Below are 24956 nucleotides of genomic sequence, written 5' to 3'. Positions count from 1 at the left end.
ACCCAGTGTCGCGCCACGCTGGAAGACGTCCCGCTGCCCTGGGTCACTTCGCTGCGCTCGTGATGACGGGCCGGGCAGTGTCGACTGCAACCCCGAGGCCGTATCGAGACGCGCGCGACCGTCCGGCCTTAACGGCAGCTCAACCATACCGCGCGATAAATTCGGCGCGGCCGCAGAAACACCCTGGAAACGGGGAGGATCGGGCCGGTTCGGGTGCGTGAGTGCGGGTCTGGCGTCGTGGGCACGAGACGAGGACGGGAATCGAGCCTGCGCTGGCTCTCGGCGGCCCTGACGCCCTGGATGGTCGGTCTGGGCCTGCTGGTGTCGTTCACCGCCGATGCCGGCACGGAGAACGCCATCGGGGCGAGCCGGCTCGGGGTGATCGATGCCGACACGGTCCCGCCGCTGCCGCCCGGCACCCTGCTGATCGGGACGACCCTCCGCCGCCTCGGCGACGAGCCGCCCCAGGCGACCTTCAAGACCGGCGCGCACGTTTTCCCGGTCGTGCAGCGGGCCGGCAAGGGCGACCCCGCCCGGCCGCCGGCCGAGAGCTTCGCGCGCCGGGCCGCGAACCTGCGCGAGGCGGGCGGCGCCCTGGTGTTCGGCGACGTTACCGGCAGCGTCACCGGCGTGCTGACGCAGGGCTCCGCGATCTGGAACCCGGAATCCGAGCCGGAAGCCGCCTTCGTCCCCGTGCCGGATCTCGGCCTCACCACCGGCAGCGGCACCGCCGCCTCCACGGGCGCGGGGACGGCCGACCTCACCGAGGATGGCGGCCCCGAGCGCTTCGACGGCTCGACCCCGCCGGTGCCGCGGGCCATCGCGCTGTCCTCCACGACGCCGGCGCCCGCCGACGCCATCCCCGTCGAGATCGCCGCAGCGAGCCTCGCGCTCCCCGATTTCGCGATCCGCACCGACCGGCCCGACAGCGCCCAGCCGGTGCCCGAGGACGCGCGCCGGCGCTACGCCGACCTGATCGACCCGAACGCCCTCGACAAGGAGCAGCGCTGCCTCTCCGAGGCGGTCTATTTCGAGGCCCGGAGCGAGCCCGAGGCCGGCCAGGCCGCCGTCGCCCAGGTGGTGCTCAACCGCGTGAAGAGCGGCCTCTACCCGGCGAGCGTCTGCGGTGTCGTCTACCAGAACCGGCACCACTACATGGGCTGCCAGTTCTCCTTCGCCTGCGAGGGCAAGTCCCTGCGCATCACCGATGCCGGCGCCTGGGAGAGCGCCACCCGCATCGCCCGCTCGGTGATCGAGGGCCGGACCTACCTCGCCGAGGTCGGCGCCGCGACCCACTACCACGCCGACTACGTGCGCCCGGGCTGGGCCCGCCGCCTGCGGAAGATGGACGTGATCGGCCGGCACATCTTCTACCAGCTTCGGGCCGGCCAGACCTGAACCGGGCCGGACCGGACTTCATAAGAGAGACTGTCCAAGATCCGAACAATGCTACCTAGGTAGGCGACGCCTAAGCAGTCGAAACCAAGGGTTAATTTTACCTTCGTTCCCGATAATGCTTGCGCGCCGGGCAACGAGTCTGGCCTCTGGTACGTCGAGACGAGCGCCGCGTCCGCGCCGCGTCTCGTAGTAATGCGTATCAGAGGACTTCCATGACCGCGCCGGTCGCTCGCACCGCTCTCCTCGCCGCCGCCCTCGGCGGCGTGCTCCTCGCCGCACCCGCCCAGGCCGGCGGCTGCTACGGCTCCGAATGCTATCGCCGCGTCGTCACGCCGCCGGTCTACGACACCGTGCAGGAGAACGTGCTGGTGCGCCCGCCCCGCACGGTCTACCGGACCACGCCGCCGGTCTACGACACGGTTTCGGAGCGTGTGATGGTCTCGCCCGGCGGCCGCTACTGGCAGACGAGCCGCGGCCCCGGCGGCGAGCTGATCGGCTGCTGGGTGACGACGCCGCCGCGCTTCGCGGTGCGCACCCGGACCGTGCTGGTCCGCCCGGCGCAGTCGATCCCCGAGACGATCCCGCCGGAATACGCCAGCGTCAGCCGCCGCGTCCTCGTGGCGCCCGCTCGGGCCGGCTGGGTGCCGGTCGGCGCGGGGTACGGCTACCGGCCCGCCGCCTATGGCGGCCCGCTCGTCGGCTCGATCCCCGACGCCCTCGGCATCACCGGGGCCAGTTCCTCGGATATCGGCGTCGGTCTCGGCTTCTACACGGGCAGCCGGTACGAGGGATACTGAGCCGGTCACGACCGCGCCCGTCTTGATTCCGGGCGTCCCGGCCACACCTCACCGCGCGAAGCGGGAGGTGACGATGGGGACGTTCAAGGCCTGGGTGGTCGAGAAGAACGAGGCCGGCCAGAGCCTCGCCTTCACGGACTTCGACGACGCCGACCTGATGGACGGCGACGTCACCGTGCGGGTGACGCACTCGACCCTGAACTACAAGGACGGCCTCGCGCTCACCGGCAAGTCGCCGGTGGTGCGCCGCTTCCCGATGATCCCGGGCATCGACTTCTCCGGGATCGTCGAGACCTCGGACCACCCGGAGTACCGGCCGGGCGACGCGGTCGTGCTCACCGGCTGGGGCGTCGGCGAGACGCATCTCGGCGCCTACGCGCAGCGCGCCCGGGTCCGGGGCGACTGGCTGGTTCCGCTGCCCCAGGGCCTCACGGCCGAGCAGGCCATGGCGGTCGGCACCGCCGGCTACACGGCGATGCTGTGCTGCATGGCGCTCGACGCCTACGGCGTGAAGCCCGAGCACGGTCCGGTCATCGTCACCGGCGCCTCGGGCGGCGTCGGCTCGGTGGCGGTGGCGCTCCTCGCCCGGGCCGGCTGGCACGTGATCGCCTCCACGGGCCGGGACGGCGAGTCCGATTACCTGAAGGGGCTCGGGGCCGCCGAGATCCTCGACCGGGCCGAACTGTCGAAGCCCGGCAAGCCGCTGAGCAAGGAGCGCTGGGCCGCCGGCGTCGACGCCGTCGGCTCCACGACCCTCGCCAACGTGCTCGCCATGACCCGGGCGGACGGCGCCGTCGCGGCCTGCGGGCTGGCGCAGGGCATGGACCTGCCGACCTCGGTGGCGCCCTTCATCCTCCGCGGCGTCTCGCTGCTCGGCATCAACAGCGTCACCACCCCGCAGAAGAAACGCCGCGAGGCCTGGGCGCGCCTCGCCCGGGAGCTCGACCTGGCCAAGCTCGCCGCCATGACGAGCACGGTCCGCCTGGAGGAGGTCGGCCGGCTCGGCGAGGAGATCCTGGCCGGCAAGGTCCGAGGCCGGACCGTCGTGACGGTGGCGTAGGTCCGGCGCCCGTCAGGCGGCTTTCCGGGCCTGGAGCAGGTAGCTCATCGGCAGGAGCCGGTCGGCAGCGAGCACGTCGCAGGCCGTGCTGCTGATGTTGTCCGGAAACTCCCCGAACCGCTCGATCGCGAGGCCGGCACCGATCAGGCTCTCGATCAGCATCCCGACGGGATGGGCGAACCAGTAATGCGGTCCGACCCGCGGGGCCGGCCCGTCGCCGTACACGATGGCGTCCTCGCCCACGAACGGCGCCGTGCGGAAATAGGAGTGCCGGACCAGGAGCGGCTGCTCCGCCCGCGGCTCGAACATGTTCACGACGGGGTGCTCCTCGTGGATGAGGATCCGGCCGCCCGGGTGCAGGAGGCGCGCCGCCACGGCGAGGAAGCGCGGCAGGTCGGGCATCCAGCCCAGCACGCCGATGGTGATCACCGCGAGGTCGTAGGCACCGTCGTGCTCCGCGTCGATCGCGTGCACGTCGCCCGCGACGAAGCGGCAGTCGCGCCCGGCGATTCCGGCGAGGTCCCTGGCCTGGGCGAGGAACGCCTCCGACTGGTCGAACCCGGTCGCCGACCGGGCGCCCAGATTCATCAGCGACACCGTCTCCCGCCCGTTGTTGCAGCAGAGCTGCGCGACGGAGGTCCCGGCGAGCCCGATCGCCCGCAGGGCCGCCTCCATCGGCGGGTCGAAGCAGGAGAAGCCGGGATCCCGCGCGAAGTTCTGCGTCAGCCGGTCCCAAGACGGGTCGCTCCGGTGCAGCGGCGCGGAGGCATCCCAGGCCTGGCGGTTGGCGGCGACGGCCTCGGCGGCGGACAGGGACGACATCGACGGCTCCGGGTGAATCGCCGGAGAGTCTAGCGAGCGGTGCCCGTGTCGCGCCACGGCGAAAACGCCGGGCCGGCCGAACCGCCGTCGCGCGGGAACCTTTGCCGTACCTCGCGTGTTGGCGTCTTCATGAGCGTCGCATTCGTCAAAGAGCCCGAGGGTGGGGAAGCGTTCGAGAATCTGCCGGACCGGCCGATCTCGCCGCACACGAACTTCGTCACGCCGGAGGGGCTTGCGCAGATCGAGGCCGAGGTCGCGCGTCTCGAGAAGGAGGTCGCCTCGCTGGACCCCGCCGACAAGGCGGAGGATTCCCGCATCGGGCGCGACCTGCGCTACTGGGCGGCCCGGAAGAACACCGCGCAGCTCGTGGAGCCCAGGGGCGGCGACACCGTGCAGTTCGGCTCCACCGTCACGGTGGTCCGCGAGGACGAATCCGGCAAGGAGACCCGGCAGACCTTCCGGATCGTCGGCGAGGACGAGGCCGACCCGCACAAGGGCTCGATCTCGTACGTGGCACCGCTCGCCCGCGCCATCACGGGCAAGACGATCGGCGACGTGGTCGAGGTGAACGGCCACGAGGTCGAGGTCGTCGAGATTCGCTGAGGCGGGTCAACGGCCCTCGAACCGGGCCCGCAGCGGCAGCAGCGCCTCGGCGACGTGCTCCATGAAGGCCCGGACTCGCGCCGCGTGGCGCAAGTCCGGATGCGTCAGGATCCAGAGGTCCGCCCCGAGTTCCGGGTGCGGCCCTGACAGCCGTCGCAGCGCCGGATTGAGGTCGGCCGTGAAGCAGGGAAGCGGACCGATGCCGAGGCCGGCCTCGACCGCCGCTTCGAGACCGATCACCGCGTTGACCCGCAGGCGGACGCGGTCGGAGGGGGCCCGCGCCTCCACGAACCGCGTGAGCGAGCCGCCCGCCACCAGCGGCCCCGGACTGATCCACGCCTCGCGGGCCAGATCACCGTAGGCGCAGTCGGCGCGGCCGTAGACTCCCCAAGCCGTGAGGGCGAGGCGGCGGCCGACCAGGGTCTCACTCGGCTCGCGGCTGATCCGGATCGCCACGTCGGCGTCCCGGCGCGAGAGGTTGAGCGTCGCCTCCGCGAGGATGAGGTCGATCCGAATCTCCGGATAGCGCTCGGCGAAGCTCGCCAGCATCGGCATCAGCAGGTCGGCGGCGAAGCCGGCCGGCGCGGTCACCCGCAGCTCGCCGGAGGGTGTCTCGCCCTGTCCCGCCACCACGCGGGCGAAGCGCGTCACGTCCGCTTCGATCCGTCCGGCCGCGTCGATCATCGCCTGCCCGGCGGCGGTCGGCACATAGCCCGTGCGCAGCCGCTCGAACAGGCGCGTGCCGAGCCGCGCCTCCAGGGCGGCGAGGCGCCGGAACGCCGTCGAGTGGTTGATCCCGAGCTCGGTCGCCGCCGCGGTCAGGCCGCCCCGATCGGCCACGGTCTTCGCGAACCGGAAGTCGTCCCAGTCGAGCGCCACGCGCGGATCCTTGCGTCTGTGCAAGATCAATCTTGCACGTCGGGGCATTCTTGCAAGGCGGCAAATGCGCGATGGAGTGGCCTTCCGCCGGCCGACGATTCGGCCGGACGTCCGACACGCAGGAGAGATCACCCGATGGCGAAGGTTCTGGTGCTGTACTACTCGACCTACGGTCACGTGGAGCAGATGGCCTACGCCGTCGCCGAGGGCGCCCGCGAGACGGGGGCCGAGGTCGTCGTGAAGCGCGTGCCGGAGCTGGTCCCGGAGGAGGTCGCCCGGCAGAACCATTTCAAGCTCGATCAGGCGGCGCCGGTCGCGACGGTCGCCGAACTCGCCGATTACGACGCGATCATCTTCGGCACGCCGACCCGCTACGGCAACATGGCCTCGCAGATGAAGCAGTTCATCGACCAGACCGGCGGGCTCTGGATGAAGGGCGCGCTGGTCGGCAAGGTCGGCTCGGTCTTCACCTCCACGGCCTCGCAGCACGGCGGCCAGGAGACGACGCTGACGAGCTTCCACACGGTGCTGTTCCATCACGGCATGGTGGTGGTCGGCCTGCCCTACAGCTTCCAGGGGCAGGCGGGCGTCGAGGCGGTGAAGGGCAACACGCCCTACGGCGCCAGCACGATCGCGGACGGCGACGGCTCCCGCCAGCCGAGCGCCGTCGAGCTGGAGGGCGCGCGGTTCCAGGGCCGCCACGTGGCGGGCATTGCCGCCAAGCTGGCCCGAGACTGAGAAGCCAAGAAAAAAGGCTCGGATTGCTCCGAGCCTGGAAGGAAAAAGGCCATTGGGGGCTGAGAAGGCCTTCGTGATCAGTAAACGGATCAGGCCGAACTCTGTTCCGCTGCCGGCGAAAAATTCTCCGCCGTCAGCGGGGCGCGGCCGCCCGGGCGAGGCGGTCGCGGATCGCCTCGCCGAGGCCCTCCGCGGGAATGGGCGCCACCGCGATGGTCTCGGCCCCCGAGGCGTCGAGGTCGCGCAGGGCGCCGAACAGCCGGGCAGCGGCCTCCGCGGGGTCGCCCGCCGGACTCAGGTTGAGACTGGCCCGCGCGGTCTCGTGACCGGCCGGAAGGCGGGATCCGAACAGCAGGACCGCCTCGCCGGGCTCGACCCGCACCGCGTCGAGGCGGACCCGCGCCCGCGGCGCGTAGTGCGAGGCGAGCATGCCCGGGCCCGCCGGCCGGTCGGCATCCGCCGCCGCGGGCGCCGCCGGATCGATGCCGAGCACCGCCCGGAGCGCCGCCCGGGTGACGCCGCCGGGCCGCAGCAGCCGCGGCGTGCCGCCGAGGCAGGCCACCACCGTCGACTCGACGCCCACCGGCGTGTCGCCGCCGTCGAGCACCGCGGCGATGCGGCCGGCGAGATCGTCGAGGACGTGGGCGGCCCGGGTCGGGCTCACCCGCCCTGAGCGGTTGGCCGAGGGCGCCGCGACCGGCCGCCCGACCTCGGCGAGGAGCGCGCGCGCGAGCGGGTGCGCCGGAACCCGCAGGGCGAGGCTCGGCAGGCCGGCGCGGGCGAGGTCGCAGACCCGCGTGCCCGCGTGCGCCGGGACCACCAGGGTGAGGGGGCCGGGCCAGAAGGTCTCCGCGAGGCGGCGTGCCTGCGCGTCGAAGACCCCCTCCGCCAGGGCCGCCGCCGCGTCGGGCAGGTGCGAGATCAGCGGGTTGAAGTGCGGCCGCGCCTTGGCGGCGAAGATGCCCGTCACCGCGGCGGGGTCGGTGGCGTCCGCCCCGAGCCCGTAGACGGTCTCGGTGGGGAAGGCGACGAGGCAGCCCGCCCGCAGGAGCGCGGCGGCCTCGGCGAGGCCGGCCGCGTCGGCGGGGAGCCGCCGGGTCGCGGCCGGGACCGTTGACCCGGGATCGTTCATGCGGGAAGCCGTCTCCGAGGTCATGGCGGTGCGAGCCCCGCGCGCCTATCCTCGCCCCGCCCTAGCGCCGGTGCGCGGGCGCGGTCAAACCCGCCCCGGATCGAACGCGCGGGCGGGCCGCCACACGGGAGGATCGTATGAGTTACCGCGCCCCGGTCCCCGAGATGCTCTTCACGCTGCGGCACGTGGCCGGGCTCGACGCGGTCGATCCCGACGATGCCGAGGCGATCCTGACCGAGGCCGGGCGGATCGCAGCCGGCGTGATCGCGCCGCTCAACCGGGTCGGCGACCGGCACGGCACTCCCTTCGCGGACGGGGAGGTCACCACGCCGCCCGGCTGGCGCGAGGCCTACCGCACCTTCACGGAGGGCGGCTGGAACGGGCTCTCGGCCGAGGCCGACCACGGCGGGCAGGGCCTGCCGAAGCTGATCGAGGCCGCCTGCACCGAGATGTGGAACGGCGCCAACCTCGCCTTCGGCCTCTGCCCGCTCCTGACCCAGGGCGGCATCGAGGCGCTCGCGGCCCACGGCTCGGACGACCTGAAGGCGCGCTACCTCGAGAAGCTGGTCTCGGGCGCGTGGCCCGCCACCATGAACCTGACCGAGCCGCAGGCGGGCTCCGACCTCGCCCTGCTGCGCACCCGGGCCGTGCCGGCGGGCGACGGCACCTACCGGATCACCGGCAACAAGATCTACATCACCTACGGCGAGCACGACCTCGCCGACAACATCGTTCACCTCGTCCTGGCCCGGCTGCCCGACGCGCCCGCCGGCACGCGGGGCATCTCCCTGTTCCTGGTGCCGAAGGTGCTGCCGGACGGCACCCGCAACGACCTGCGCTGCTCCGGCATCGAGCACAAGCTCGGCATCCACGCCTCGCCGACCTGCTCGATGGCGTTCGGCGACGGCGGCGGCGCCACCGGCTGGCTGATCGGCCAGGAGAACAAGGGGCTGGCCTGCATGTTCACGATGATGAACGCGGCGCGGCTCAATGTCGGCCTGCAGGGCGTCGGAATCGCCGAGGCCGCGACCCAGCGGGCGCTCGCCTACGCGCAGGAGCGCCGCCAGGGCAAGGCGGTGGGCGCCGCCGAGGCGACCAGCCCGATCGCCGCCCATCCGGACGTGCAGCGCATGCTGCTCACCATGAAGGCCTCGACGGCCGCCGCCCGCGCCATCTGCTACCTCACCGCCGCGGCCCTCGACGCGTCGAAGGGGCCGGAGGGGCAGGCGGCCCTGGACCGCGCCTCGCTGCTGACCCCGGTCGCGAAGGCGTTCGCGACGGACCTCGCCAACGAGGTGACCTCGCTCGGCGTGCAGGTCCACGGCGGCATGGGCTTCGTGGAGGAGACCGGCGCGGCGCAGCTCATGCGCGACGCCCGCATCCTCGGCATCTACGAGGGGACCAACGGCATCCAGGCCATCGACCTCACCGCCCGCAAGCTGCCGCTGAACGGCGGGGGCACCGCGCAGTCGCAGATCGCCTGGATGCGCCGGGCCGCGGAGGGGCTGCTCAAGGCCGGCGACCCCGCCTTCGGCCACATGGCGGCGCGGCTGCGCGACGGGATCGGCAGCCTCGACCGGGCGACGAGCCACCAGCTCGCCGCGCTGAGCTCGAACCGCCCCGAGGCGGCGCTCGCCGGCGCGACGCCGTACCTGCGCCTGTTCGGCCTGACGCTGGGCGCCGCCTGCCTCGCCCGGGCGGCGCTCGCCGCGAGCGCCGCCCGGAAGGCCGGCGAGACGGACCCGGCGCACGCGGCCCGCATCGCCCTCGCCCGGTTCTACGCCGAGAACCTCCTGGTGGCCGCCTCCGGCCTGGAGCAGGCGGTGGTCGAGGGCGGCGCCTTCACGGACGACGCCGCCCTGGCGCTGGCGGTTTGAGGAGCGGATCATGGCCGAACCCGTCACGATCGACGACCTCGCGGGCGGCGTCCGCCTGATCACCCTGAACCGCCCCGAGAAGAAGAACGCCCTCACGGGCGCCATGTACGACGCGATGCGCGCGGGCCTGACGGAGGCCGACGCGTCGGACGCGGTCGGCGCCGTGGTCTTCGCCGGGCAGCCCGGCATGTTCAGCGCCGGTAACGACCTCGCCGATTTCATGGGGCATGCCGGTGATGGATTCAGTTCCTCGCCGGCGCTGGCCTTCATCCGCCAGCTCGCCCGGACCCGCACCCCGATGGTGGCGGCGGTCGACGGGATCGCGGTCGGCATCGGCGCGACCCTCTGCCTGCACTGCGACCTCGTCTACGCGAGCCCGGCGGCGCGCCTGCGCATGCCCTTCGTCGAGCTCGGCCTCGTGCCGGAGGCGGCGTCGAGCTACCTGCTGCCCCTGCGGGTCGGCCGGCTCCGGGCGACCGAGCTGCTGCTCCTGTCCCGGCCGCTGGAGGCCGACGAGGCGCAGGCGCTCGGCCTCGTCAACGCGGTGCTGCCCGCCGACATGCTGGTCGAGCAGGCCATCGCGCAGGCGGCGCGCCTCGCCGCCCTGCCGCGCGGGGCGCTGACGGCTTCCCGGGCGCTGATCCGGGGCGACCAGGCGCAGGTCGAGGCGGCCCTGGAGGCGGAGGCCCGAGCCTTCGACGCGCAGCTGCGCTCGCCCGAATCCCAGGAGCGGCTCGCCGCCTTCCTCAACCGCGCCAAGCCCGCCTCGGCGTGAGCGCGCCCGACCTCTCCCAGAAGATCTGCCTCGTGGCGGGCGCGTCGCGGGGCGTCGGCCGGGGGCTCGCCCGGGCGCTGGGAGAGGCGGGGGCCACGGTGATCGTCACGGCCCGCTCCAGCGAGACCGGCCCGCGCACCGAGATGCGCGCGGAGGCGATCGAGGATACGGCCCGCGCGGTCGACGCCGCCGGCGGCCGCGGTCACCACTACCTCTGCGACCACCGCTCCGAGCGCGCCACCGACGCGCTGGTGCACTGGGCTCTGCGCCGGTTCGGGCGCATCGACGTCGCGGCCTGCAGCGTGTGGAGCGGCAACGAGGGCTACGACGGCGAGCGCTACCCGGACGGGGCCGGCTGGGGCACGCCGTTCTGGCGCCGCTCGGCGGAGCCGTACATCGGCCTCCTCGAGGCCGGGCCGCTGCCGGCCCTTCTGCTCGCCCGGGCGGTCGCCCCCGCCATGGTGGCGGCGCGGGCCGGGCTGCTGGCGCTCGTCTCCTTCGGGACCGAGGATTACCTCGGCGACGTGTTCTACGATTCCGCCAAGGCCGCGACCAACCGGCTGACCCTGGCCTTCGCCCGGGAACTCGCGCCCCACGGCGTCACCGCTCTCGGCCTCTCGCCGGGCTTCGTCGCCACCGAGCGGGCGCGCGATCTCGGCCAGGAGCAGCACGCCACCGAGAGCCCGCTCTACGCCGGCCGGGCGCTCGCGGCGCTCGCCGCCGACCCCGACATCGCCGCCCGGGCGGGCGCCGTGCTGCATGCCGGCGACCTCGCGCGGATCTACGGCTTCACCGACGCCGACGGGACGCGGCCGGAGCGGTTCCGCGTCGGGCCGTGACAGGCCGTGACGGGCCGGGACGGGCCGGGACGGGCCGGGACGGTTTTGGCGGGACCTGTCGCCCGAATGGCGCAGCCCCGCGGCAAACGGGCCGGATTCGCCCCGGGACCTGTCGGCGGGGTTGATTCGCGGGGCCCGGACGCGCGTCCTGTCGGGATCGGCGGCTCCGATTGCTGCGGGAGCGAAAAACGGCCTTAATTCGCCCGCAGGTCAGGGGAGCGATCCTGTACCCGCCCCGATCTCCGGTCGGGCCGGGACCGTGCGTGTGAACGAGGGAAACTGGCATGTCGGAAGCGAACACGGCCCCGCGCGTGCTGATGGTGTTCCCGAAGTTCTACGAAAACTCGATGTGGAACTTCAAAGAGGCCATGGAGCTGCAGGGCGCCCGCGCGCCGGCGCCGCCGCTGGGCCTCATCACGCTGGCCGCGATGCTGCCGCCGGCCTGGCAGGTGACGCTGGTCAATCGCAACTGCGAGGAACTGACGGACGCGCAGATCCAGGCCGCCGACCTCGTGATGACCGGCGGCATGCTGCCCCAGGAGCCGGACTGCCTCGTGGTCATCGACCGCTGCGTGGCGCTCGGAACCCCGGTCTGCGTCGGCGGCCCGGCCCCGACCTCGACGCCGGAGGTCTACGACAAGGCCGACTTCCTGGTGCTGGGCGAGGCCGAGGGCATTCTCGACAAGTTCGTGGCCGCCTGGGAGGCCGGCGAGCGCCGCGGCCGGCTCACGGCCGAGAAGTTCAAGGCCGACGTCACCAAGAGCCCGATCCCGCGCTTCGACCTGCTGACCTTCAGCCACTACCTCTACATCGGCGTCCAGTTCTCGCGCGGCTGCCCGTTCACCTGCGAGTTCTGCGACATCATCGAGCTCTACGGCCGCGCCCCGCGGACCAAGACCACGCCGCAGATGCTGGCCGAGCTCGACCGGCTCTACGGCCTCGGCTACCGCGGCCATGTCGACTTCGTCGACGACAACCTGATCGGCAACAAGAGGGCGATCAAACTGTTCCTGCCGCACCTGATCCAGTGGCAGGAGGCGCACGGCTACCCGTTCAAGTTCTCCACCGAGGCCTCGCTGAACCTCGCGGACGACGACGAGCTGCTCGGGATGATGCGGGACGCGAACTTCTTCGCCCTGTTCACCGGGATCGAGACGCCCGACGAGGCGACGCTGATCCAGACCCAGAAGAAGCAGAACACCAAGCGGTCCATCGCCGACAGCGTTCACAAGCTCTACGAGCACGGCATGTTCGTCACGGCCGGCTTCATCGTCGGCTTCGACACCGAGAAGGACAGCATCAGCAAGGCGATGTCGCTGTGCATCGGCCAGACCGGCATCCCGATCGCCATGGTCGGCCTGCTCTTCGCGCTGCCGAACACGCAGCTCTCGCGCCGCCTGCGCAAGGAAGGCCGCCTCTACGAGAACTACGCGGCGACCACCGCCGACCAGGGCGACCAGTGCACGCAGGGCATCAACTTCGTGACCCTGCGGCCGCAGCGCGACGTGCTGGCCGACTACCGCGACGTCCTCCAGGAGATCTACGACCCGCCGAACTTCTTCGACCGGGTCCGGGTGGTCGCCCGGCGGGTGAAGCGGCCGAAATTCGCCGCCCAGAAGCTCAACTGGGGCCACATCGCCCACGATCTCTACTCGCTGCTGCGGGTGTGCTGGCGGATGACCGTGCGGCGTCCGGAACTCGCCAAGCACTTCTGGAGCGTGTTCCTGGAGACCGCCCGCCGCAACCCGGCCGCCCTGGAGGCCGTGGTCACCAACATGGTGATCTACCTCCACGTCTACCCGTTCTCGCGCTACGTCATCCGCGAGATCAACGGCCGGATCGCCGACCTCGATGCCGGCCGCTGGGTGCAGCCGCCGGTCCTGGCGCCCGAGGCGGAGATCTGCAAGGCGCCGCCGGTCGGCAAGGTGGTGGCCAAGGCCGAGGTCAAGCACCTCGCCGCGGTGGCCTGAGGGATCCGCGGCCGCTGCGCTTGCGGGCTCGGCCGATCATCGCTAGCTGACCCGCCGCGAGGCCACGTCCTCCCCCCGCCACGCGGGGCACAAGTCCGGGACGGCCCGGCCCTTTCGGGAGGGCCGCCGTGGCCTGGATCTATCTCGTCACCGCGGGCGTGCTGGAGGTCGTCTGGGCCTTCGCGATGAAGCAGTCGGAGGGCTTCACGCGCCTCTGGCCGACCGCCATCATGGCCGTGTCGATGGCCGGCAGCGTCGGCTTCCTAGCGCTGGCCATGCGCACGCTGCCCCTGGGCACCGCCTACACGATCTGGACCGGAATCGGCGCGGTCGGCGCCTTCCTGGTCGGCATCGCCGTGCTGGGGGAGCAGGCGAGCGCCAGCCGGATCTTCGCGGCCGGCCTGATCGGCTCCGGGCTCGTCCTGATGAAGCTGTCGAGCCCCGGCTGAGCCTGAGGCCGAGCCTCAGGCCGCGCGCACGGTGTGCAGGAAGGCGTCGATCTCCCGGCGCAGCTCGGCGGCCTCCTCCGAGAGACTCGACGCCGAGGCCAGCATCCGCGTGGCGGCCGTGCCCGTGTCGTCGGCCGCCCGCGCCACCGCGTCGATCGTCCCGGTGACCGCGCCGGTCCCGGACGCCGCCTCGGCCACGTTCCGGGCGATCTCCCGGGTCGCCGCGCCCTGCTGCTCGACGGCGGCCGCGATCGAGGTCGCCACCCCGTCGATCTCGCGGATGCGCGCCGTGATCCCGTCGATCGCGTCCACGGTCTGCCCAGTCGCGCCCTGGATACGGCCGACCTGACCGGCGATCTCCTCGGTGGCCCGGGCGGTCTGGGCGGCGAGCTGCTTCACCTCGCTGGCGACCACCGCGAAACCGCGCCCCGCATCGCCGGCGCGGGCCGCCTCGATCGTGGCGTTCAGCGCCAGCAGGTTCGTCTGGCCGGCGATGTCGGTGATGAGGCGCACGACGTCGCCGATCCGGCCCGCGGCGGTGCTCAGTTCCTGCACGAGGCCGGCCGTGTCGCCGGCCTGGACCACCGCGCTCCGGGCGAGTTCGGCGGACCCGTCGACCTGGCGGCCGATCTCCTGCACCGAGGCGCCGAGTTCCTCCGCGGCCGCCGCGACCGTGCCGACATGCTGGGCGGCCTCCTGGGCGGCGCACGCCACCGTGGCTGAGCGCTCCGCGGTGTGCGTGGCCGTGCCGCTCATCGCCTCGGCGTCGGCCCGCAGGCCGAGGGCGGCGTCCGCCACCCGGGCCAGCACGCCGCCGACCGCGGCCTCGAAGGACTCGGCCATGGCGTGGACCGCGCGCCGGCGCTGCGCCTCGGCGCCGTCCCGCGCCAGGGCGGTCTCCCGCTCCAGGGCACGGGTGTGGATCAGGTTGTCCTTGAAGACCTGCACGGCCGCCGCCATCGCGCCGATCTCGTCGCGGCGCCCCGTATGCGGGACCGGCACGGTCTCGTCGCCCTCGGCGAGGCGGCCCATCGCGCCGGTCATGCGCTCGATGGGGCGCGCGATCCCGAACAGGGCGAACAGCATCGCGGCCGCCGCGACCGCGAGGCCGACCACCGTGGCGAGCAGCGCGATCAGCTTGGCCCGCGTCGCCGCCTGCACGGTCTGGGTGACGTTGGCCTCGGTCTGGCCCCGCGCCGCCGCGATCGACTCGGTCAGGCTGGCCACCGCGGCGTCGTTCTGCGCCCCCGTCGCGGGATCCAGCACGAGTGCGAGGGCGCCCGGCTGGTCGCCCGCGATCATCAGCTCGACCACCTGCAGCTGGATGTTCTGGTAGGCGTTCCACGCGTTGGTGAAGCGCTCGTAGATCGCCCGGGCCTGCGGGCTCGTCAGGCGGTCCTGATAGGCTTGCCGGAGGCCGGACAGCTCGCCGAGGGCGTCGGTCAGGGCCGTCTGGTTCTTGTCCAGGGCCGCGGCGTCGGGCGAGGCCACCGCGAGGCGGTAGAGGCGCAGGCGCGCGTCCCGCACGGCCGTCCCGATGGCCTCGGCCTGGTTCTGCACGGGTAGGGCCTGCTGCGAGATGGCCGCGGCGTTCCGCTCGATCTCCGACAGGCTCACGACGCTGGCGATCCCCTGGCCCACGGCGGCGAGGGCGAGCAGGCCGATGGCACCGGCGAGGATCGTCTTGAGGGAGAAGCGCATGGGAGGTTCCGTCTACGCGGCCGCGCCGCGCCTTCAGGCCCAACCATGCTCCCGTGGAGGTCTTAAGATTCTGTCGGCTCTATACCGGCGTTTGTTGTCAGAGCCACTTCTTCCACCGGAAGAAGAAGTAGGGAAATACCGCCGCCACGACCATCATGATCAGCGCCATCGGATATCCGAAGGCGAAATCTAGTTCCGGTATGGACTTAAAATTCATGCCGTAGATCGACGCGATCAGGGTCGGCGGCATGAAGACCACCGCCATGACCGAGAACAGCTTGATGATGTTGTTCTGCTCCAGGTTGACGAGCCCCAAGGTCGCGTCGAGCAGGAACTGGATCTTCGTCGACAGGAAGGTGGCGTGCTCCTCGAGGGACTGAAGATCCCGCAGGGTCGAGCGCACGTCCTCTCGCAGGTCGCGCGGGGCCTTGTTGGTCCGGTAAGTCGCCGACAGCGAGAGCAGGATCCGCTCCATGGAGACGAGGCTCTCGCGCTGCTTGGAGATGAGATCGCCGTGCCGGCCCAGCGCCCGCAGCGTGTCCTGCAGCGCGGTGTTGCGGGCGGAGGGGTCCTCCTGCACTTCGAAGATCTTGCCCGACAGGCGGTCGATGCGCTCGCCCTGGAGCTGCAGCACGTCGGCGGCGCGGTCGATCACCGCCTCGATCAGCCCGGCCAGGATCGATTCGCCCGAGGGTGTCGAGGCGCCGCCGTTGCCCATCGAGCGCCCGGCGCGCTGCGTGTACATGCGGAAGGCCTGCGGCTCCTCGTGGCGCACCGTCACCAGCCGGTTGCCGCGCAGGATGAAGGTGATGCCGGCCAGCCCCGGCTCCTCGGCGTCGCTGACCTTCGAGAGCACCCGGCCGGTCATGTAACGGGCGCCGTCCTCGACGTAGAGCAGCTCCGAGGGCTCGATGTCCTTCATCTCCTCGCGGGTCGGCACCTCGATGCCCGCGAACGACTCGACCTTCAGTTCCTCCTCGCGGCTCGGGCGGATCAGATCGAGCCAGACCGTGTCCTCGGGGATCGTGTCCTGGAGATCGATGACGCGGCGCTCAAGCAGCGTGGCTCCGGCGCCGACGGCGGGCTGGTGGATGAAGATCACGTACGGGTCTCGGATGCGGATCGGTCACGGGACAGCGCGGGGCCGCAGCCCGCATCCGGCACCGCGACGGTCGATGCAAGCTGTGCCGCGGATGTGGCGCTGTTTTCTGACGCTTCCGTGACATCGCGATCCCCCTCGGCGGGTGACGCGCGCGGGGCGTCGTGTGCGCGTTCACGATGCGGCGGGTCGGAGGCCGGTTATCGGGTTCCGCCCTGGCCGACCCCGACCCGATCTCAGTTGCAGCCGTCGCAGATGCTGCCTTCGATCTTGTCGGTCAGAGCGCGCTCGCGCCGCCGCTGCTCCGGGGTCGGCACCTCGCCGGGGCCGAGGGACGTGCCGGGCGGCTTGGTGACGCCGAGGCTGTTGGTGTTCGGCGCCGTGATGGTCGAGACCGGGCCGCCGCCCGTGCCGGTCTGGTCGGGCGCTCGCGTCTGCGCCGCGAGCGGGGTGATGAGGGCGAGGCTCAGCGCACCGAGCGTCGCGGTACCGAGGAATCCGCGGATCATGGAAGGTCTCCCGTCGCCGGGAGAACGGGAAACGTGGCCGCCGGTTGCGTGGCCTAGCGCCGCCGCGCGGTCTCGCGCCGGAACACCCCGACCATCTCGACATGGCCCGAATGGCGGAACTGGTCGACCGGCGTGACGGTCTCCAGCCGGTACCCGCCGGCGACCAGCGTCGCCGCGTCCCGCGCGAAGGTTCCGGCGTCGCAGGCGATGCCGATCACCAGGGGCACGCGGGCGGCGGCAAGCTGGCGGGCCTGGGCCTCCGCGCCGGCCCGGGGCGGGTCGAACACCACCGCGTCGAAGGCGTCGAGTTCGGGGGGGAGCAGGGGCCGGCGGAACAGGTCGCGGCGCTCGCTGCTGATCTTGCGCAGGCCCGCGGCGGCGCGCGCGGCCCGCTCGAGGCCCGCGAGGGCCGCGGCATCGGATTCGACGGCGTGGACCGCGGCCGTCCGGGCGATCGCCAGCGTCAGCGGCCCGCAGCCCGCGAACAGGTCGGCGACGCGCCGGATGCGGGGGCCGAGGGCCGCCAGGGTCAGGTCGCAGAGCGTCGCCTGACCGGCCGCGGTCGCCTGCAGGAAGCCGCCGGGGGCCGGGTAGAGGCGCGTCGCCGCGGCGGGGCCGTCCGCCGTGACCGAGACCGGCTCGGCCTCCATCAGGCGCTCGCCGTGCAGGGAGAGCCGAGCGAGGCCGAGTTCGCCGGCGATCCGCACCAGCGCGGCGCCGACGCCGGCGCTGACCGGTCCGTGACCGCGCAGGTCGACGTCCAGGCCCTGGTCGGTGGCCGTCACGGCGACGTCGAGGGGCTTGCGCCCGTGGCCCAGCGGGGCGGCGAGGCGGCGCGCGACCTCCGGGGCCGGGTGGAGCGCCGGCACGGTGATCGGGCAATGGTCGATCGGCACCAGCGCGTGGCTGCGCGCCGCCATCAGCCCGGCCTCGGCCCGGCCGCCGATCTCGCGCACGTGCAGGGTAAGGCGGCGGCGGCCCGCCCCGTGGGCGTCGACGGCCGGCCCGGGCGTCACGTCGAGGCGCGCCTGGGACAGGGCCTGGGCGACGAGGTCGCGCTTCCAGGCGAGTTCCGCTTCCCGCGCGAGGTGCTGGGTGCGGCAGCCGCCGCAGCGCATGTAGTAGGGACAGAACGGCTCCACCCGGTCGGGCGAGGCCTGCGCGACGCCGAGCAGCGCGGCGCGGCGCGCCTCGCGGCGGATCTCCGCGCGCTCCCCGGGCAGCGTGTAGGGCACCGGGGTGCCGTCCTCGGCGATCCCGTCGCCGCGGGCGCCGAGCCCCCGGATCTTGACCGTCTCGCTATCTGTTGTCTCGCTCACCGCAACCTCGCGCCGATCAGGAACTCGGCATTGCCGTCGCCGCCCGGCACCGGCGAGTCGATCAGGCCCAGGATCGACGCGCCGAGCCCCTCCAGGGTCCCGCGGACGGCCGCGCAGACCTCGGCGTGGACCGCCGGATCGCGCACGAGGCCGCCGCGGCCGATCCGGGCTCGGCCGGCCTCGAATTGCGGCTTGATCAGCGCGACGACCGCCGAGCCCGGCCTCAGCAGGCTCGGGAGGACCGGCAGCACGAGGCGCAGGCCGATGAAGCTCACGTCCACGCTCGCGAGGTCGGGGGGCGGCACGAGGGCGTCCGCGCCGAGGTCGCGGATGTCGGTGCTCTCGCGGTTGGTCACGCGCGGGTCCCCGGCGAGGCGCGGATGGAGCTGCCCCCGGCCCACGTCGAGGGCGTGGACGTGGCGCGCCCCGCGGGCGAGCAGCACGTCGGTGAAGCCACCCGTCGAGGCGCCGACGTCGAGGGCGACGCGGCCGGCCGGATCGACGCCGAATGCGTCCAGGGCGGCGGCGAGCTTGAGGCCGCCGCGGGACGCGTAGGGATGCTCGGCTTCCGCCTCGACCCGCGCGCCCGGGGCGATCGGGTCCGAGGCGCGCGCGAGCGGGCGCCCGTCGACCCGCACGAGCCCGGCACGGATCGCCGCCTGGGCCCGGGCCCGGCTCTCGAAATGGCCGTGCGCCACGAGATACAGGTCGGCGCGCCGCGGCGCAGGGTTCTCCGCGGGATCGTCCGCGGGGGCCGCGCGGTCCGGGCTGGTCCGGTCTCGGGTCATCGGGGCTTCGTGCGGTTCCGGCAGGTCTGCGGCGGAGGTTTCGGGCCGCCGCCCTGTCGAAGGCCGGCGCGCTCCCTAACTAGACCGGGCCGTAAAGGAGAGCCACCGCATGACCCGCACCCTGCCGCTGCTCGCACTGTTCGGGACCGCCGCCGCCGGCGGCGCCCTGGCACAGGAGCCTCCCAAGGAGGCGGCCAAACCGGCAGAGACCTACACGGCGCCGATCAAGAACGCGAAGGGCGACCCGATCGGCACGCTGGCGATCCGCGACGGGGCAAATGCCCTGGTCCTGCGCGTGACGATCCAGCCCGGTGGCCTGCCGCCCGGCTGGCACGGGATGCATTTCCACGCCGTGGGCGACTGCTCGGACCCGAAGTTCATGAACTCCAAGGCGCACGTGAACCACGACCAGAGCAAGCACGGGCTGCTCAACGCGGAGGGCCCCGACGAGGGCGACCTGCCGAACCTCTACGCGGCGCAGGACGGCTCGGCCAATGCCGAGGTCTCCAGCGAGACGCCGCTGAACGGCGAGGGCGGCCTGAAGGACGGGGACGGCGCGGCGCTGATCATCCACGCCAACGAGGACGACCACAACACCCAGCCGATCGGCGGTGCCGGCGACCGCGTCGCCTGCGGGGTGATCAAGTAGTCGTCGCGGACGGGGACGGCACGGCCGGCGGGATCTGCCGCGGCCGGCCGTCCTCGTCGATGGCCACGAAGGTGAAGGTGGCCTGCGTGACCCGCTCGCGGACCTGGGTGCAGAACCGCCGTGCCCAGGCCTCGACCTCGATCTTCATCGAGGTCCGGCCGACATGCGACACCCGGGTGTAGACGCACAGCACGTCGCCGACCCGGACCGGCCGGATGAAGGTCATCGATTCCAGCGCCACGGTGACCACCCGGCCCTGCGCCCGGTCGACGCCCGCGATGCCGCCGGCCTGGTCCATCTGCGACAGCACCCAGCCGCCGAAGATGTCGCCGTTGGCGTTGGTGTCGGCCGGCATGGCGATGGTGCGCACCGTGAGATCGCCCTTGGGCAGATCGACCTCAGCGGGCGGCGCGCCTCCGGCCGGTGAGAGTGCGACGTGCTGCATGCCGTCCATCCGCCCCCCGCACGCCGTCAGGACATCACGCCGGCGAGCTTGAGCCCCGCCGCCAGCAGAACGGCGACCGCGCTCAGGATGCATTCGAGCGGGATGGATTGCCAGAGGTCCGGCGTCGCCGCCGCGGGCTCGGCGCGTTGCGCAATATCGTTCATCGGGCTTCCTCTCGGGCGCGCCGATCTGCCGTCGGCGGTCCCGTTACCGGCACGATAAAGCAAGGCTCGCGGTCGCGCACCCCGAATCGGGGTGTGAAAAAGCCCGGCGGCTCGCTGGAGCCGCCGGGCCGGTCAGGTCGGAGAGCCGATCAGTAGTAGAACCGACGGCGCCAGTAGGGACGACGGTAGTAGGGCCGCGGGCCGTAGTAGAACCGGCGGCCGTAGTACGGGCGGCGCCAGTAGGGCCGCGGGCCGTAGAACCGGCGACGGTAGTAGTACTGGGCCTTCTCGGCCACCGCCGGCGCGGCTTCGGCGGGCAGAGCCAGCCCCGGGCCGATGGGCGCGGCGGACGCGCCCTCCGGCGCCGCGGCCGCGAAGCCCAGCGCCAGCAGGGCCGCGAGCAGGAATTTCCTCAGCACGGTCTCGACTCCCTTTGTGTCATTCGTCCTGGTCGACGAACCGCGCAGGGCGACGGGCTCCGCTCGGTCCGAACCGCTGCAACGCGTGGGCGAGCGGAAGCGTTGCAGCTTAACCGCTGCGACGTTTCGGACAGGGTTGATCGCAGGTTGAGACGCGCGGGGTCAGGCGATCTTCGTCGTCATGTCCTCGATGCGCGCCTCGGCGCTCTGACGCACCAGCGCGATGCCGTGCTCGCAATCCTCGCGGCGGACATAGCCTTCGCCCGAATCGGCGATCACCTCGCCGTTGCGCGCCCGCAGGCGCCAGCGCCACTCGCCCTTGGCGTCCCGGTAGAGTTCGAACCGCATTTCGCAGGCCCCCGCTTCGTCCATCCCTCAGATGGGGGCGCGCCCGCGCAAGGGAAGGCGGGGCGGTGAGGGCGCCGCGGGGCGGACGGGACACCGAGCGGCGCGCGTGCGCGATCGGCCGCCGGGATTCGAGTTAGAATTTTTCTTCCTCTCATTGTACGCTTCGCCGATCGGGATCCGGGACGCCTGAACAATAACGGGACGCCCGCGGCCGGTGAGGAAGAGAGTATGAACGAGATCGTCCAGCCCGAGGCCTACTCGGAGGTCTTCTACGGAGGCTGCCCGCACGATTGCCCCGACACGTGCTCGATGCTGTTCGAGGTGAAGGGCGGCGAGCTCCTGAGCGTGCGCGGCAACCCGGACCACCCGATGACCCGCGGCGGTCTCTGCGTGAAGCTGAAGGACTACGAGAAGCGCCACTACCACCCGGACCGGCTGCTCTACCCGATGAAGCGGGTCGGCCCGAAGGGCTCGAAGCAGTTCGAGCGGATCACCTGGGACGAGGCGCTGGACACCATCGTCACCCGCTGGAAGGCGATCATCGACCAGTACGGGCCGCAGGCCATCGCGCCCTACAGCTACCTCGGCAACCAGGGCCTCGTGCACGGGCTGAACGGTGGCGACGCGTTCTTCAACCGCATGGGCGCCACCGTCACCGAGCGCACCTTCTGCGGCGAGGGCTCGTGCACGGCCTGGCTCCTCACCGTCGGCCCGACCGCGGGCCTCGACCCGGACAGCTACATCCACTCCAAGTACATCGTGATCTGGGCCTGCAACTCGGTCAGCACCAACCTGCACCACTGGGCGATCGTGAAGGACGCCCAGAAGCAGGGCGCCAAGGTCGTCGTGATCGACGCCTACGCGTCCCGCACCGCCAAGGCCGCCGACTGGCACATCGCGCCGAAGCCCGGCACCGACGGCGCGCTCGCCATGGCGCTGATCAACTCGATCATCGAACAGGGCCTCGTCGACCAGGACTACGTCGACAACTACACGGTCGGCTTCGCGGAGCTGAAGGAGCGGGCCAGCACGCGCACGCCCGAATGGGCCGCGGCGATCACCGGCGTCTCCGCCGACGACATCCGGAAGCTCGCCCGCGAGATGGCAACCGAGCAGCCGGTGGGCATCCGCATCGGCGTGGCGCTGGAGCGGCACTACGGCGGCGGCCAGACCATCCGGGCGGTGACCTGCATCCCGGCGCTGACCGGCGCGTGGCGCCATGTCGGCGGCGGCATCACGCAGTTCGGCGTCTGGGAGCATCCGTACAAGTTCGACGTCATCTGCCGCCCGGACCTGATCCCGGAGGGCACCCGGGTCGTCTCGAACCTTCAGATCGGCCGGGCGCTCACCGGCGAGATGCAGCTCGACCCACCGATCATGTCGATGATGTGCTGGAACTCGAACCCCGTGACGCAGGCGCCCGAGACCGACAAGATCGTCGAGGGGCTGATGCGCGAGGACCTGTTCATGGTCTCGGCCGAGCACTTCATCTCGGACACGGCCTCCTACGCCGACATCCTGCTGCCGGCCACGATGGGCGCCGAGATGGAGGACATGATCCTCTCCTGGGGGCACCTCTACCTGACCTACAACACCAAGTGCGCCGAGGCGCCGGGCGAGGCGATCCCCAACAACGAGATCTTCCGCCGGCTGGCCGCCCGGCTCGGCTTCGAGGAGGAGAACTTCAAGTGGAGCGACAGCGAGTGCCTTGAGCACTACGTCGACTGGTCGTCGCCGGCCTGCGAGGGCATCGACCTCCAGTACATGCGCGAGCACGGCTTCGCCCGGCTGAAGGTGGGCACGCCGGACGACCGGGCGCCGCACCGGGAGGGCAACTTCCCGACACCGACCGGCAAGTGCATGCTCAAGGTGGAGGGCGCCACGAACTTCGTCGCCCCGCCGTTCCGGCAGATGTACGAGGGCTTCCAGCCGGGCGAGGCGCTCGACCCGCTGCCGGACTACCTCGGCCCGCGCGAGTCGCACACGAACGATCCCGAACTCGCCAAGCGCTACCCGCTCAACATCGTCTCGCCCAAGAGCCACTACTTCCTGAACTCCTGCTACGCCAACATGGAGGACAAACAGAAGGGCCAGGGCGAGCAGTTCGTGATGATCAGCCAAGCCGACGCCGACGCGCGCGGCATCCGGGACGGCGACCGGGTCCAGGTCGCCAACGACCGCGGCGCCTTCAAAGGCGTGGCCCGCATCACCGACGACGTGAAGGCCGGGATCGTGGTGGCGACGCTGGGCTACTGGCGGCAGCTCAACGAGGGCACGGTGAACAGCATCTCGTCCGGCGCCTTCACCGATATGGGCCACGCGCCCTCGTTCTCCGACAACCTCGTCGAGGTCTCACGGGCGAACTGAACGGCTCCGCGCGCGGCGATCCGCTCCCGATCGCCGCGCCGAATTCACACGGAGGGTTGAGCCGTCATCCGGTTGCGGTTTCGCCGCTCGGCCGGCGCGGTCACCGGAAACGAAACCGCCCGGGACGGATCCGTCCCGGGCGGCTCGATCGTCACTCAGGCCATCTTCGCTCAGGAACGGGGCGCCCGCTCCAGCCAGCCGATGCTGCGACCCTCGCCGCCGCCACCGCCGCTGCGCGGACGGGCATCGGCGCGCTGGGGCCGGGCTTCGCGGCTCGGGCGACCCTGATTCGGGCGCTCGCCCTGCGGGCGGGCGGGCCGGTCCGCGCGGGCGTCGCGGCCCTGCGGGGCGTGGCCGCGATTGTCACCGCGGTTGTCGCCGCGGCCGTCCTGGGGTCGGCCCTGCCGGGGCGCGCCCTGGCCGGGACCGCCGAAGCCGCGGCCGCCCTCGGGCCGGCCCTGCTGGGGACGGCCCTGCTGCTGCCGGGGCCGCTGGCCCTGGCGGCCGCCGCCGGGGCGCTGCTGCGGACGCTCGGGCCGGCGCTCCTCCTCGCGGGCGATCTCGGCGGCCTCCTGGCGGGACGGCGGGGTGAAGCCCTCGGGGAAGCCCGCCACCGGGACCTTCTGCCGGGTCACGCGCTCGATGTCGCGCAGGTAGGCCTTCTCCTCGTCGTTGCAGAACGAGATGGCGAGGCCGTCGGCGCCGGCGCGGGCCGTGCGGCCGATCCGGTGGACGTAGCTCTCCGGCACGTTCGGCAGGTCGAAGTTGACCACGTGGCTCACGCCCTCGACGTCGATGCCGCGGGCCGCGATGTCGGTGGCGACCAGGACCCGGCAGGAGCCGTCCTTGAAGGCGGCCAGCGCCCGCTCGCGCTGGGGCTGGCTCTTGTTGCCGTGGATCGCGGCGGCCGCGATGCCGACCTTGTCGAGGCCGCGCACGACCCGGTCCGCCCCGTGCTTGGTCCGGGTGAAGACGAGCACGCGCTCGATCGCCGGATCGCGCAGGATGTGCCCCAGCAGCGCCTGCTTGGCGCCGGTATGGACGAAGATCACCTCCTGCTCGACCCGCTCGGCCGTGGTGGCGACCGGCGTCACCGCGACCTGGACCGGATCGGTGAGGTACTGGGACGCCAAGCCCGCGATGTTCTTGGGCATGGTGGCCGAGAAGAACAGGCTCTGGCGCTTCTGCGGCAGCATCTTCACGATGCGCTTGAGGGCGTGGATGAAGCCGAGATCGAGCATCTGGTCAGCCTCGTCGAGGACGAGGATCTCGACGCCCTCCAGGGTCAGCGAGCGGCGGTCGACGAGGTCGATCAGCCGGCCGGGGGTGGCGACGAGGACGTCGACGCCCGGCGCCAGCGCCCGCTCCTGGCGGCTGATGGTGACGCCGCCGAACACCACCGTCGTGGTGTAGGACAGGTGCCGGCCGTAATCGGTGAACGACTCGGCGATCTGGTTGGCGAGCTCGCGGGTCGGCGAGAGCACCAGCACCCGACAGCCGCGGCGCGGCGCGCGGCGGTCCGAGAGCGAGAGGCGGTGCAGGATCGGCAGCGCGAAGGCCGCGGTCTTGCCGGTGCCGGTCTGGGCGATGCCGCAGAGGTCGCGGCCCGCCATGGCCGGCGGGATCGCCTGGGCCTGGATCGGGGTCGGCGCGACGTAGCCGGCCTCGCTGAGCGCCCGCAGCACGGGCTGGGCGAGGCCGAAATCGGTGAATTGGGTCAAGGATGTATCCGATGCAGCAGGCCGGCCGGGCGCCTCGCGTCGCTCGCGAGCTGTGCCGTGTATGAGCCGGTCCGTTGGCAGGGGGCAG

General features: G+C 72.4%; 25 protein-coding genes. 12 read left to right on the top strand and 13 right to left on the bottom strand.

Features of this window, described 5'->3' with window-relative positions:
- Positions 1-300: 300 nt before the first annotated feature.
- From ACQKQD_RS30890 to ACQKQD_RS30880, 3 genes are all read left to right on the top strand, one after another.
- Entirely contained in the window at positions 301-1398 is a 1098-nt protein-coding gene (locus ACQKQD_RS30890; protein WP_427510527.1) for a cell wall hydrolase, read from the top strand.
- A gap of 212 nt (positions 1399-1610) precedes the next feature.
- The gene (locus ACQKQD_RS30885; RefSeq protein ID WP_427510525.1) at positions 1611-2195 is read left to right on the top strand and encodes a hypothetical protein; all 585 of its coding nucleotides are present in this window, start codon (positions 1611-1613) and stop codon (positions 2193-2195) included.
- Between the two features lie 73 nt (positions 2196-2268).
- Positions 2269-3255 (top strand): MDR family oxidoreductase, encoded by a 987-nt coding sequence (locus tag ACQKQD_RS30880; protein ID WP_427510524.1) that lies wholly within the window; start codon positions 2269-2271, stop codon positions 3253-3255.
- A 12-nt stretch (positions 3256-3267) separates the two neighbouring features.
- Here the strand turns inward: ACQKQD_RS30880 and ACQKQD_RS30875 are convergent, their stop codons facing one another.
- Positions 3268-4077 (bottom strand): class I SAM-dependent methyltransferase, encoded by an 810-nt coding sequence (locus ACQKQD_RS30875; protein ID WP_427510523.1) that lies wholly within the window; start codon positions 4075-4077, stop codon positions 3268-3270.
- A 129-nt stretch (positions 4078-4206) separates the two neighbouring features.
- Between ACQKQD_RS30875 and greA the strand changes: the two genes are divergently transcribed.
- Positions 4207-4680: a transcription elongation factor GreA gene (gene greA, locus ACQKQD_RS30870; protein ID WP_020096234.1), complete on the top strand. Its 474-nt coding sequence runs from the start codon at positions 4207-4209 to the stop codon at positions 4678-4680.
- A 6-nt stretch (positions 4681-4686) separates the two neighbouring features.
- Here greA and ACQKQD_RS30865 read toward each other — a convergent pair whose 3' ends face one another.
- A complete protein-coding gene (locus tag ACQKQD_RS30865) occupies positions 4687-5559 on the bottom strand; it encodes a LysR family transcriptional regulator (RefSeq protein ID WP_427510522.1) in 873 nt (290 codons plus the stop codon).
- A gap of 135 nt (positions 5560-5694) precedes the next feature.
- Here ACQKQD_RS30865 and wrbA point away from each other — a divergent pair, with 135 nt between their 5' ends.
- Positions 5695-6297, top strand: a complete 603-nt coding sequence (wrbA, locus tag ACQKQD_RS30860; protein WP_012320764.1) for an NAD(P)H:quinone oxidoreductase — start codon at positions 5695-5697, stop codon at positions 6295-6297.
- A gap of 133 nt (positions 6298-6430) precedes the next feature.
- Here the strand turns inward: wrbA and ACQKQD_RS30855 are convergent, their stop codons facing one another.
- Positions 6431-7429: an L-threonylcarbamoyladenylate synthase gene (locus ACQKQD_RS30855; protein ID WP_427510521.1), complete on the bottom strand. Its 999-nt coding sequence runs from the start codon at positions 7427-7429 to the stop codon at positions 6431-6433.
- A gap of 137 nt (positions 7430-7566) precedes the next feature.
- On the opposite strand from ACQKQD_RS30855, the gene ACQKQD_RS30850 reads away from it, so the two are divergent.
- The 5 genes from ACQKQD_RS30850 (at position 7567) to ACQKQD_RS30830 (ending at position 13339) form a co-directional block, all read left to right on the top strand.
- Positions 7567-9306, top strand: coding sequence for an acyl-CoA dehydrogenase (locus ACQKQD_RS30850; RefSeq protein WP_100253157.1), 1740 nt, complete (start codon positions 7567-7569; stop codon positions 9304-9306).
- Positions 9307-9316: 10 nt separating this feature from the next.
- A complete protein-coding gene (locus tag ACQKQD_RS30845) occupies positions 9317-10081 on the top strand; it encodes an enoyl-CoA hydratase-related protein (RefSeq protein ID WP_100253158.1) in 765 nt (254 codons plus the stop codon).
- Positions 10082-10113: 32 nt separating this feature from the next.
- On the top strand, positions 10114-10920 hold the full coding sequence (locus tag ACQKQD_RS30840) for an SDR family NAD(P)-dependent oxidoreductase (RefSeq protein WP_427510526.1): 807 nt from the start codon (positions 10114-10116) through the stop codon (positions 10918-10920).
- 284 nt (positions 10921-11204) lie between these two features.
- A complete protein-coding gene (locus ACQKQD_RS30835) occupies positions 11205-12890 on the top strand; it encodes a B12-binding domain-containing radical SAM protein (protein WP_427510520.1) in 1686 nt (561 codons plus the stop codon).
- Positions 12891-13018: 128 nt separating this feature from the next.
- Positions 13019-13339 carry a DMT family transporter gene (locus tag ACQKQD_RS30830; protein ID WP_427510519.1) on the top strand — a complete coding sequence of 107 codons (321 nt, stop codon included), beginning with the start codon at positions 13019-13021 and terminating at the stop codon, positions 13337-13339.
- Between the two features lie 15 nt (positions 13340-13354).
- Here ACQKQD_RS30830 and ACQKQD_RS30825 read toward each other — a convergent pair whose 3' ends face one another.
- The 5 genes from ACQKQD_RS30825 to ACQKQD_RS30805 form a co-directional block, all read right to left on the bottom strand.
- A complete protein-coding gene (locus ACQKQD_RS30825; protein WP_427510518.1) occupies positions 13355-15040 on the bottom strand; it encodes a methyl-accepting chemotaxis protein in 1686 nt (561 codons plus the stop codon).
- A 97-nt stretch (positions 15041-15137) separates the two neighbouring features.
- The gene (locus ACQKQD_RS30820; protein ID WP_012320756.1) at positions 15138-16142 is read right to left on the bottom strand and encodes a magnesium transporter CorA family protein; all 1005 of its coding nucleotides are present in this window, start codon (positions 16140-16142) and stop codon (positions 15138-15140) included.
- A 233-nt stretch (positions 16143-16375) separates the two neighbouring features.
- Positions 16376-16648, bottom strand: a complete 273-nt coding sequence (locus ACQKQD_RS30815) for a hypothetical protein (protein ID WP_091683006.1) — start codon at positions 16646-16648, stop codon at positions 16376-16378.
- Between the two features lie 53 nt (positions 16649-16701).
- Positions 16702-17967 carry a class I SAM-dependent RNA methyltransferase gene (locus ACQKQD_RS30810; protein ID WP_427510517.1) on the bottom strand — a complete coding sequence of 422 codons (1266 nt, stop codon included), beginning with the start codon at positions 17965-17967 and terminating at the stop codon, positions 16702-16704.
- Positions 17964-18755, bottom strand: coding sequence for a TlyA family RNA methyltransferase (locus ACQKQD_RS30805; protein WP_427510516.1), 792 nt, complete (start codon positions 18753-18755; stop codon positions 17964-17966). Before ACQKQD_RS30805 ends, ACQKQD_RS30810 begins: the two co-directional genes overlap by 4 nt.
- Before the next feature lie 109 nt (positions 18756-18864).
- Between ACQKQD_RS30805 and ACQKQD_RS30800 the strand changes: the two genes are divergently transcribed.
- Entirely contained in the window at positions 18865-19404 is a 540-nt protein-coding gene (locus tag ACQKQD_RS30800) for a superoxide dismutase family protein (RefSeq protein ID WP_427510515.1), read from the top strand.
- On the opposite strand, the gene ACQKQD_RS30795 is transcribed toward ACQKQD_RS30800, so the two are convergent.
- The 4 genes from ACQKQD_RS30795 to ACQKQD_RS30780 form a co-directional block, all read right to left on the bottom strand.
- Complete coding sequence (locus ACQKQD_RS30795; protein ID WP_020095626.1) at positions 19397-19849, bottom strand: acyl-CoA thioesterase; 453 nt, start codon at positions 19847-19849, stop codon at positions 19397-19399. The two genes, ACQKQD_RS30800 and ACQKQD_RS30795, sit on opposite strands and share 8 nt — an antisense overlap.
- Positions 19850-19875: 26 nt before the next feature.
- Positions 19876-20013, bottom strand: coding sequence for a hypothetical protein (locus tag ACQKQD_RS30790; protein ID WP_165923092.1), 138 nt, complete (start codon positions 20011-20013; stop codon positions 19876-19878).
- A gap of 149 nt (positions 20014-20162) precedes the next feature.
- Positions 20163-20432 (bottom strand): hypothetical protein, encoded by a 270-nt coding sequence (locus ACQKQD_RS30785; protein WP_020095628.1) that lies wholly within the window; start codon positions 20430-20432, stop codon positions 20163-20165.
- A gap of 162 nt (positions 20433-20594) precedes the next feature.
- Positions 20595-20780, bottom strand: coding sequence for a YegP family protein (locus ACQKQD_RS30780; protein ID WP_026605317.1), 186 nt, complete (start codon positions 20778-20780; stop codon positions 20595-20597).
- A 228-nt stretch (positions 20781-21008) separates the two neighbouring features.
- On the opposite strand from ACQKQD_RS30780, the gene ACQKQD_RS30775 reads away from it, so the two are divergent.
- Complete coding sequence (locus ACQKQD_RS30775; protein WP_427510514.1) at positions 21009-23147, top strand: molybdopterin-containing oxidoreductase family protein; 2139 nt, start codon at positions 21009-21011, stop codon at positions 23145-23147.
- A gap of 170 nt (positions 23148-23317) precedes the next feature.
- On the opposite strand, the gene ACQKQD_RS30770 is transcribed toward ACQKQD_RS30775, so the two are convergent.
- Positions 23318-24868: a DEAD/DEAH box helicase gene (locus ACQKQD_RS30770; RefSeq protein ID WP_427510513.1), complete on the bottom strand. Its 1551-nt coding sequence runs from the start codon at positions 24866-24868 to the stop codon at positions 23318-23320.
- Positions 24869-24956 lie beyond the last annotated feature (88 nt).

Origin of the sequence: Methylobacterium sp. NPDC080182, from assembly GCF_050281105.1 — a bacterium.
In the GTDB taxonomy this organism is placed as follows: Bacteria; Pseudomonadota; Alphaproteobacteria; order Rhizobiales; family Beijerinckiaceae; genus Methylobacterium.
The sequence above is the reverse complement of the archived record's forward strand: the minus strand, read 5'-3'. Positions and strand labels throughout refer to the sequence as shown.

Coding starts and splice junctions, on each gene's coding strand:
- wrbA (WP_012320764.1), top strand. CDS start 5,695: ATGGCGAAGGTTCTGGTGCTGTACTACTCGACCTACGGTCACGTGGAG.
- ACQKQD_RS30875 (WP_427510523.1), bottom strand. CDS start 4,077: ATGTCGTCCCTGTCCGCCGCCGAGGCCGTCGCCGCCAACCGCCAGGCC.
- ACQKQD_RS30845 (WP_100253158.1), top strand. CDS start 9,317: ATGGCCGAACCCGTCACGATCGACGACCTCGCGGGCGGCGTCCGCCTG.
- ACQKQD_RS30780 (WP_026605317.1), bottom strand. CDS start 20,780: ATGCGGTTCGAACTCTACCGGGACGCCAAGGGCGAGTGGCGCTGGCGC.
- ACQKQD_RS30805 (WP_427510516.1), bottom strand. CDS start 18,755: ATGACCCGAGACCGGACCAGCCCGGACCGCGCGGCCCCCGCGGACGAT.
- ACQKQD_RS30800 (WP_427510515.1), top strand. CDS start 18,865: ATGACCCGCACCCTGCCGCTGCTCGCACTGTTCGGGACCGCCGCCGCC.
- greA (WP_020096234.1), top strand. CDS start 4,207: ATGAGCGTCGCATTCGTCAAAGAGCCCGAGGGTGGGGAAGCGTTCGAG.
- ACQKQD_RS30775 (WP_427510514.1), top strand. CDS start 21,009: ATGAACGAGATCGTCCAGCCCGAGGCCTACTCGGAGGTCTTCTACGGA.
- ACQKQD_RS30815 (WP_091683006.1), bottom strand. CDS start 16,648: ATGATCCGCGGATTCCTCGGTACCGCGACGCTCGGTGCGCTGAGCCTC.
- ACQKQD_RS30850 (WP_100253157.1), top strand. CDS start 7,567: ATGAGTTACCGCGCCCCGGTCCCCGAGATGCTCTTCACGCTGCGGCAC.
- ACQKQD_RS30890 (WP_427510527.1), top strand. CDS start 301: ATGGTCGGTCTGGGCCTGCTGGTGTCGTTCACCGCCGATGCCGGCACG.
- ACQKQD_RS30885 (WP_427510525.1), top strand. CDS start 1,611: ATGACCGCGCCGGTCGCTCGCACCGCTCTCCTCGCCGCCGCCCTCGGC.
- ACQKQD_RS30835 (WP_427510520.1), top strand. CDS start 11,205: ATGTCGGAAGCGAACACGGCCCCGCGCGTGCTGATGGTGTTCCCGAAG.
- ACQKQD_RS30825 (WP_427510518.1), bottom strand. CDS start 15,040: ATGCGCTTCTCCCTCAAGACGATCCTCGCCGGTGCCATCGGCCTGCTC.
- ACQKQD_RS30855 (WP_427510521.1), bottom strand. CDS start 7,429: ATGAACGATCCCGGGTCAACGGTCCCGGCCGCGACCCGGCGGCTCCCC.
- ACQKQD_RS30790 (WP_165923092.1), bottom strand. CDS start 20,013: ATGAACGATATTGCGCAACGCGCCGAGCCCGCGGCGGCGACGCCGGAC.
- ACQKQD_RS30795 (WP_020095626.1), bottom strand. CDS start 19,849: ATGCAGCACGTCGCACTCTCACCGGCCGGAGGCGCGCCGCCCGCTGAG.
- ACQKQD_RS30880 (WP_427510524.1), top strand. CDS start 2,269: ATGGGGACGTTCAAGGCCTGGGTGGTCGAGAAGAACGAGGCCGGCCAG.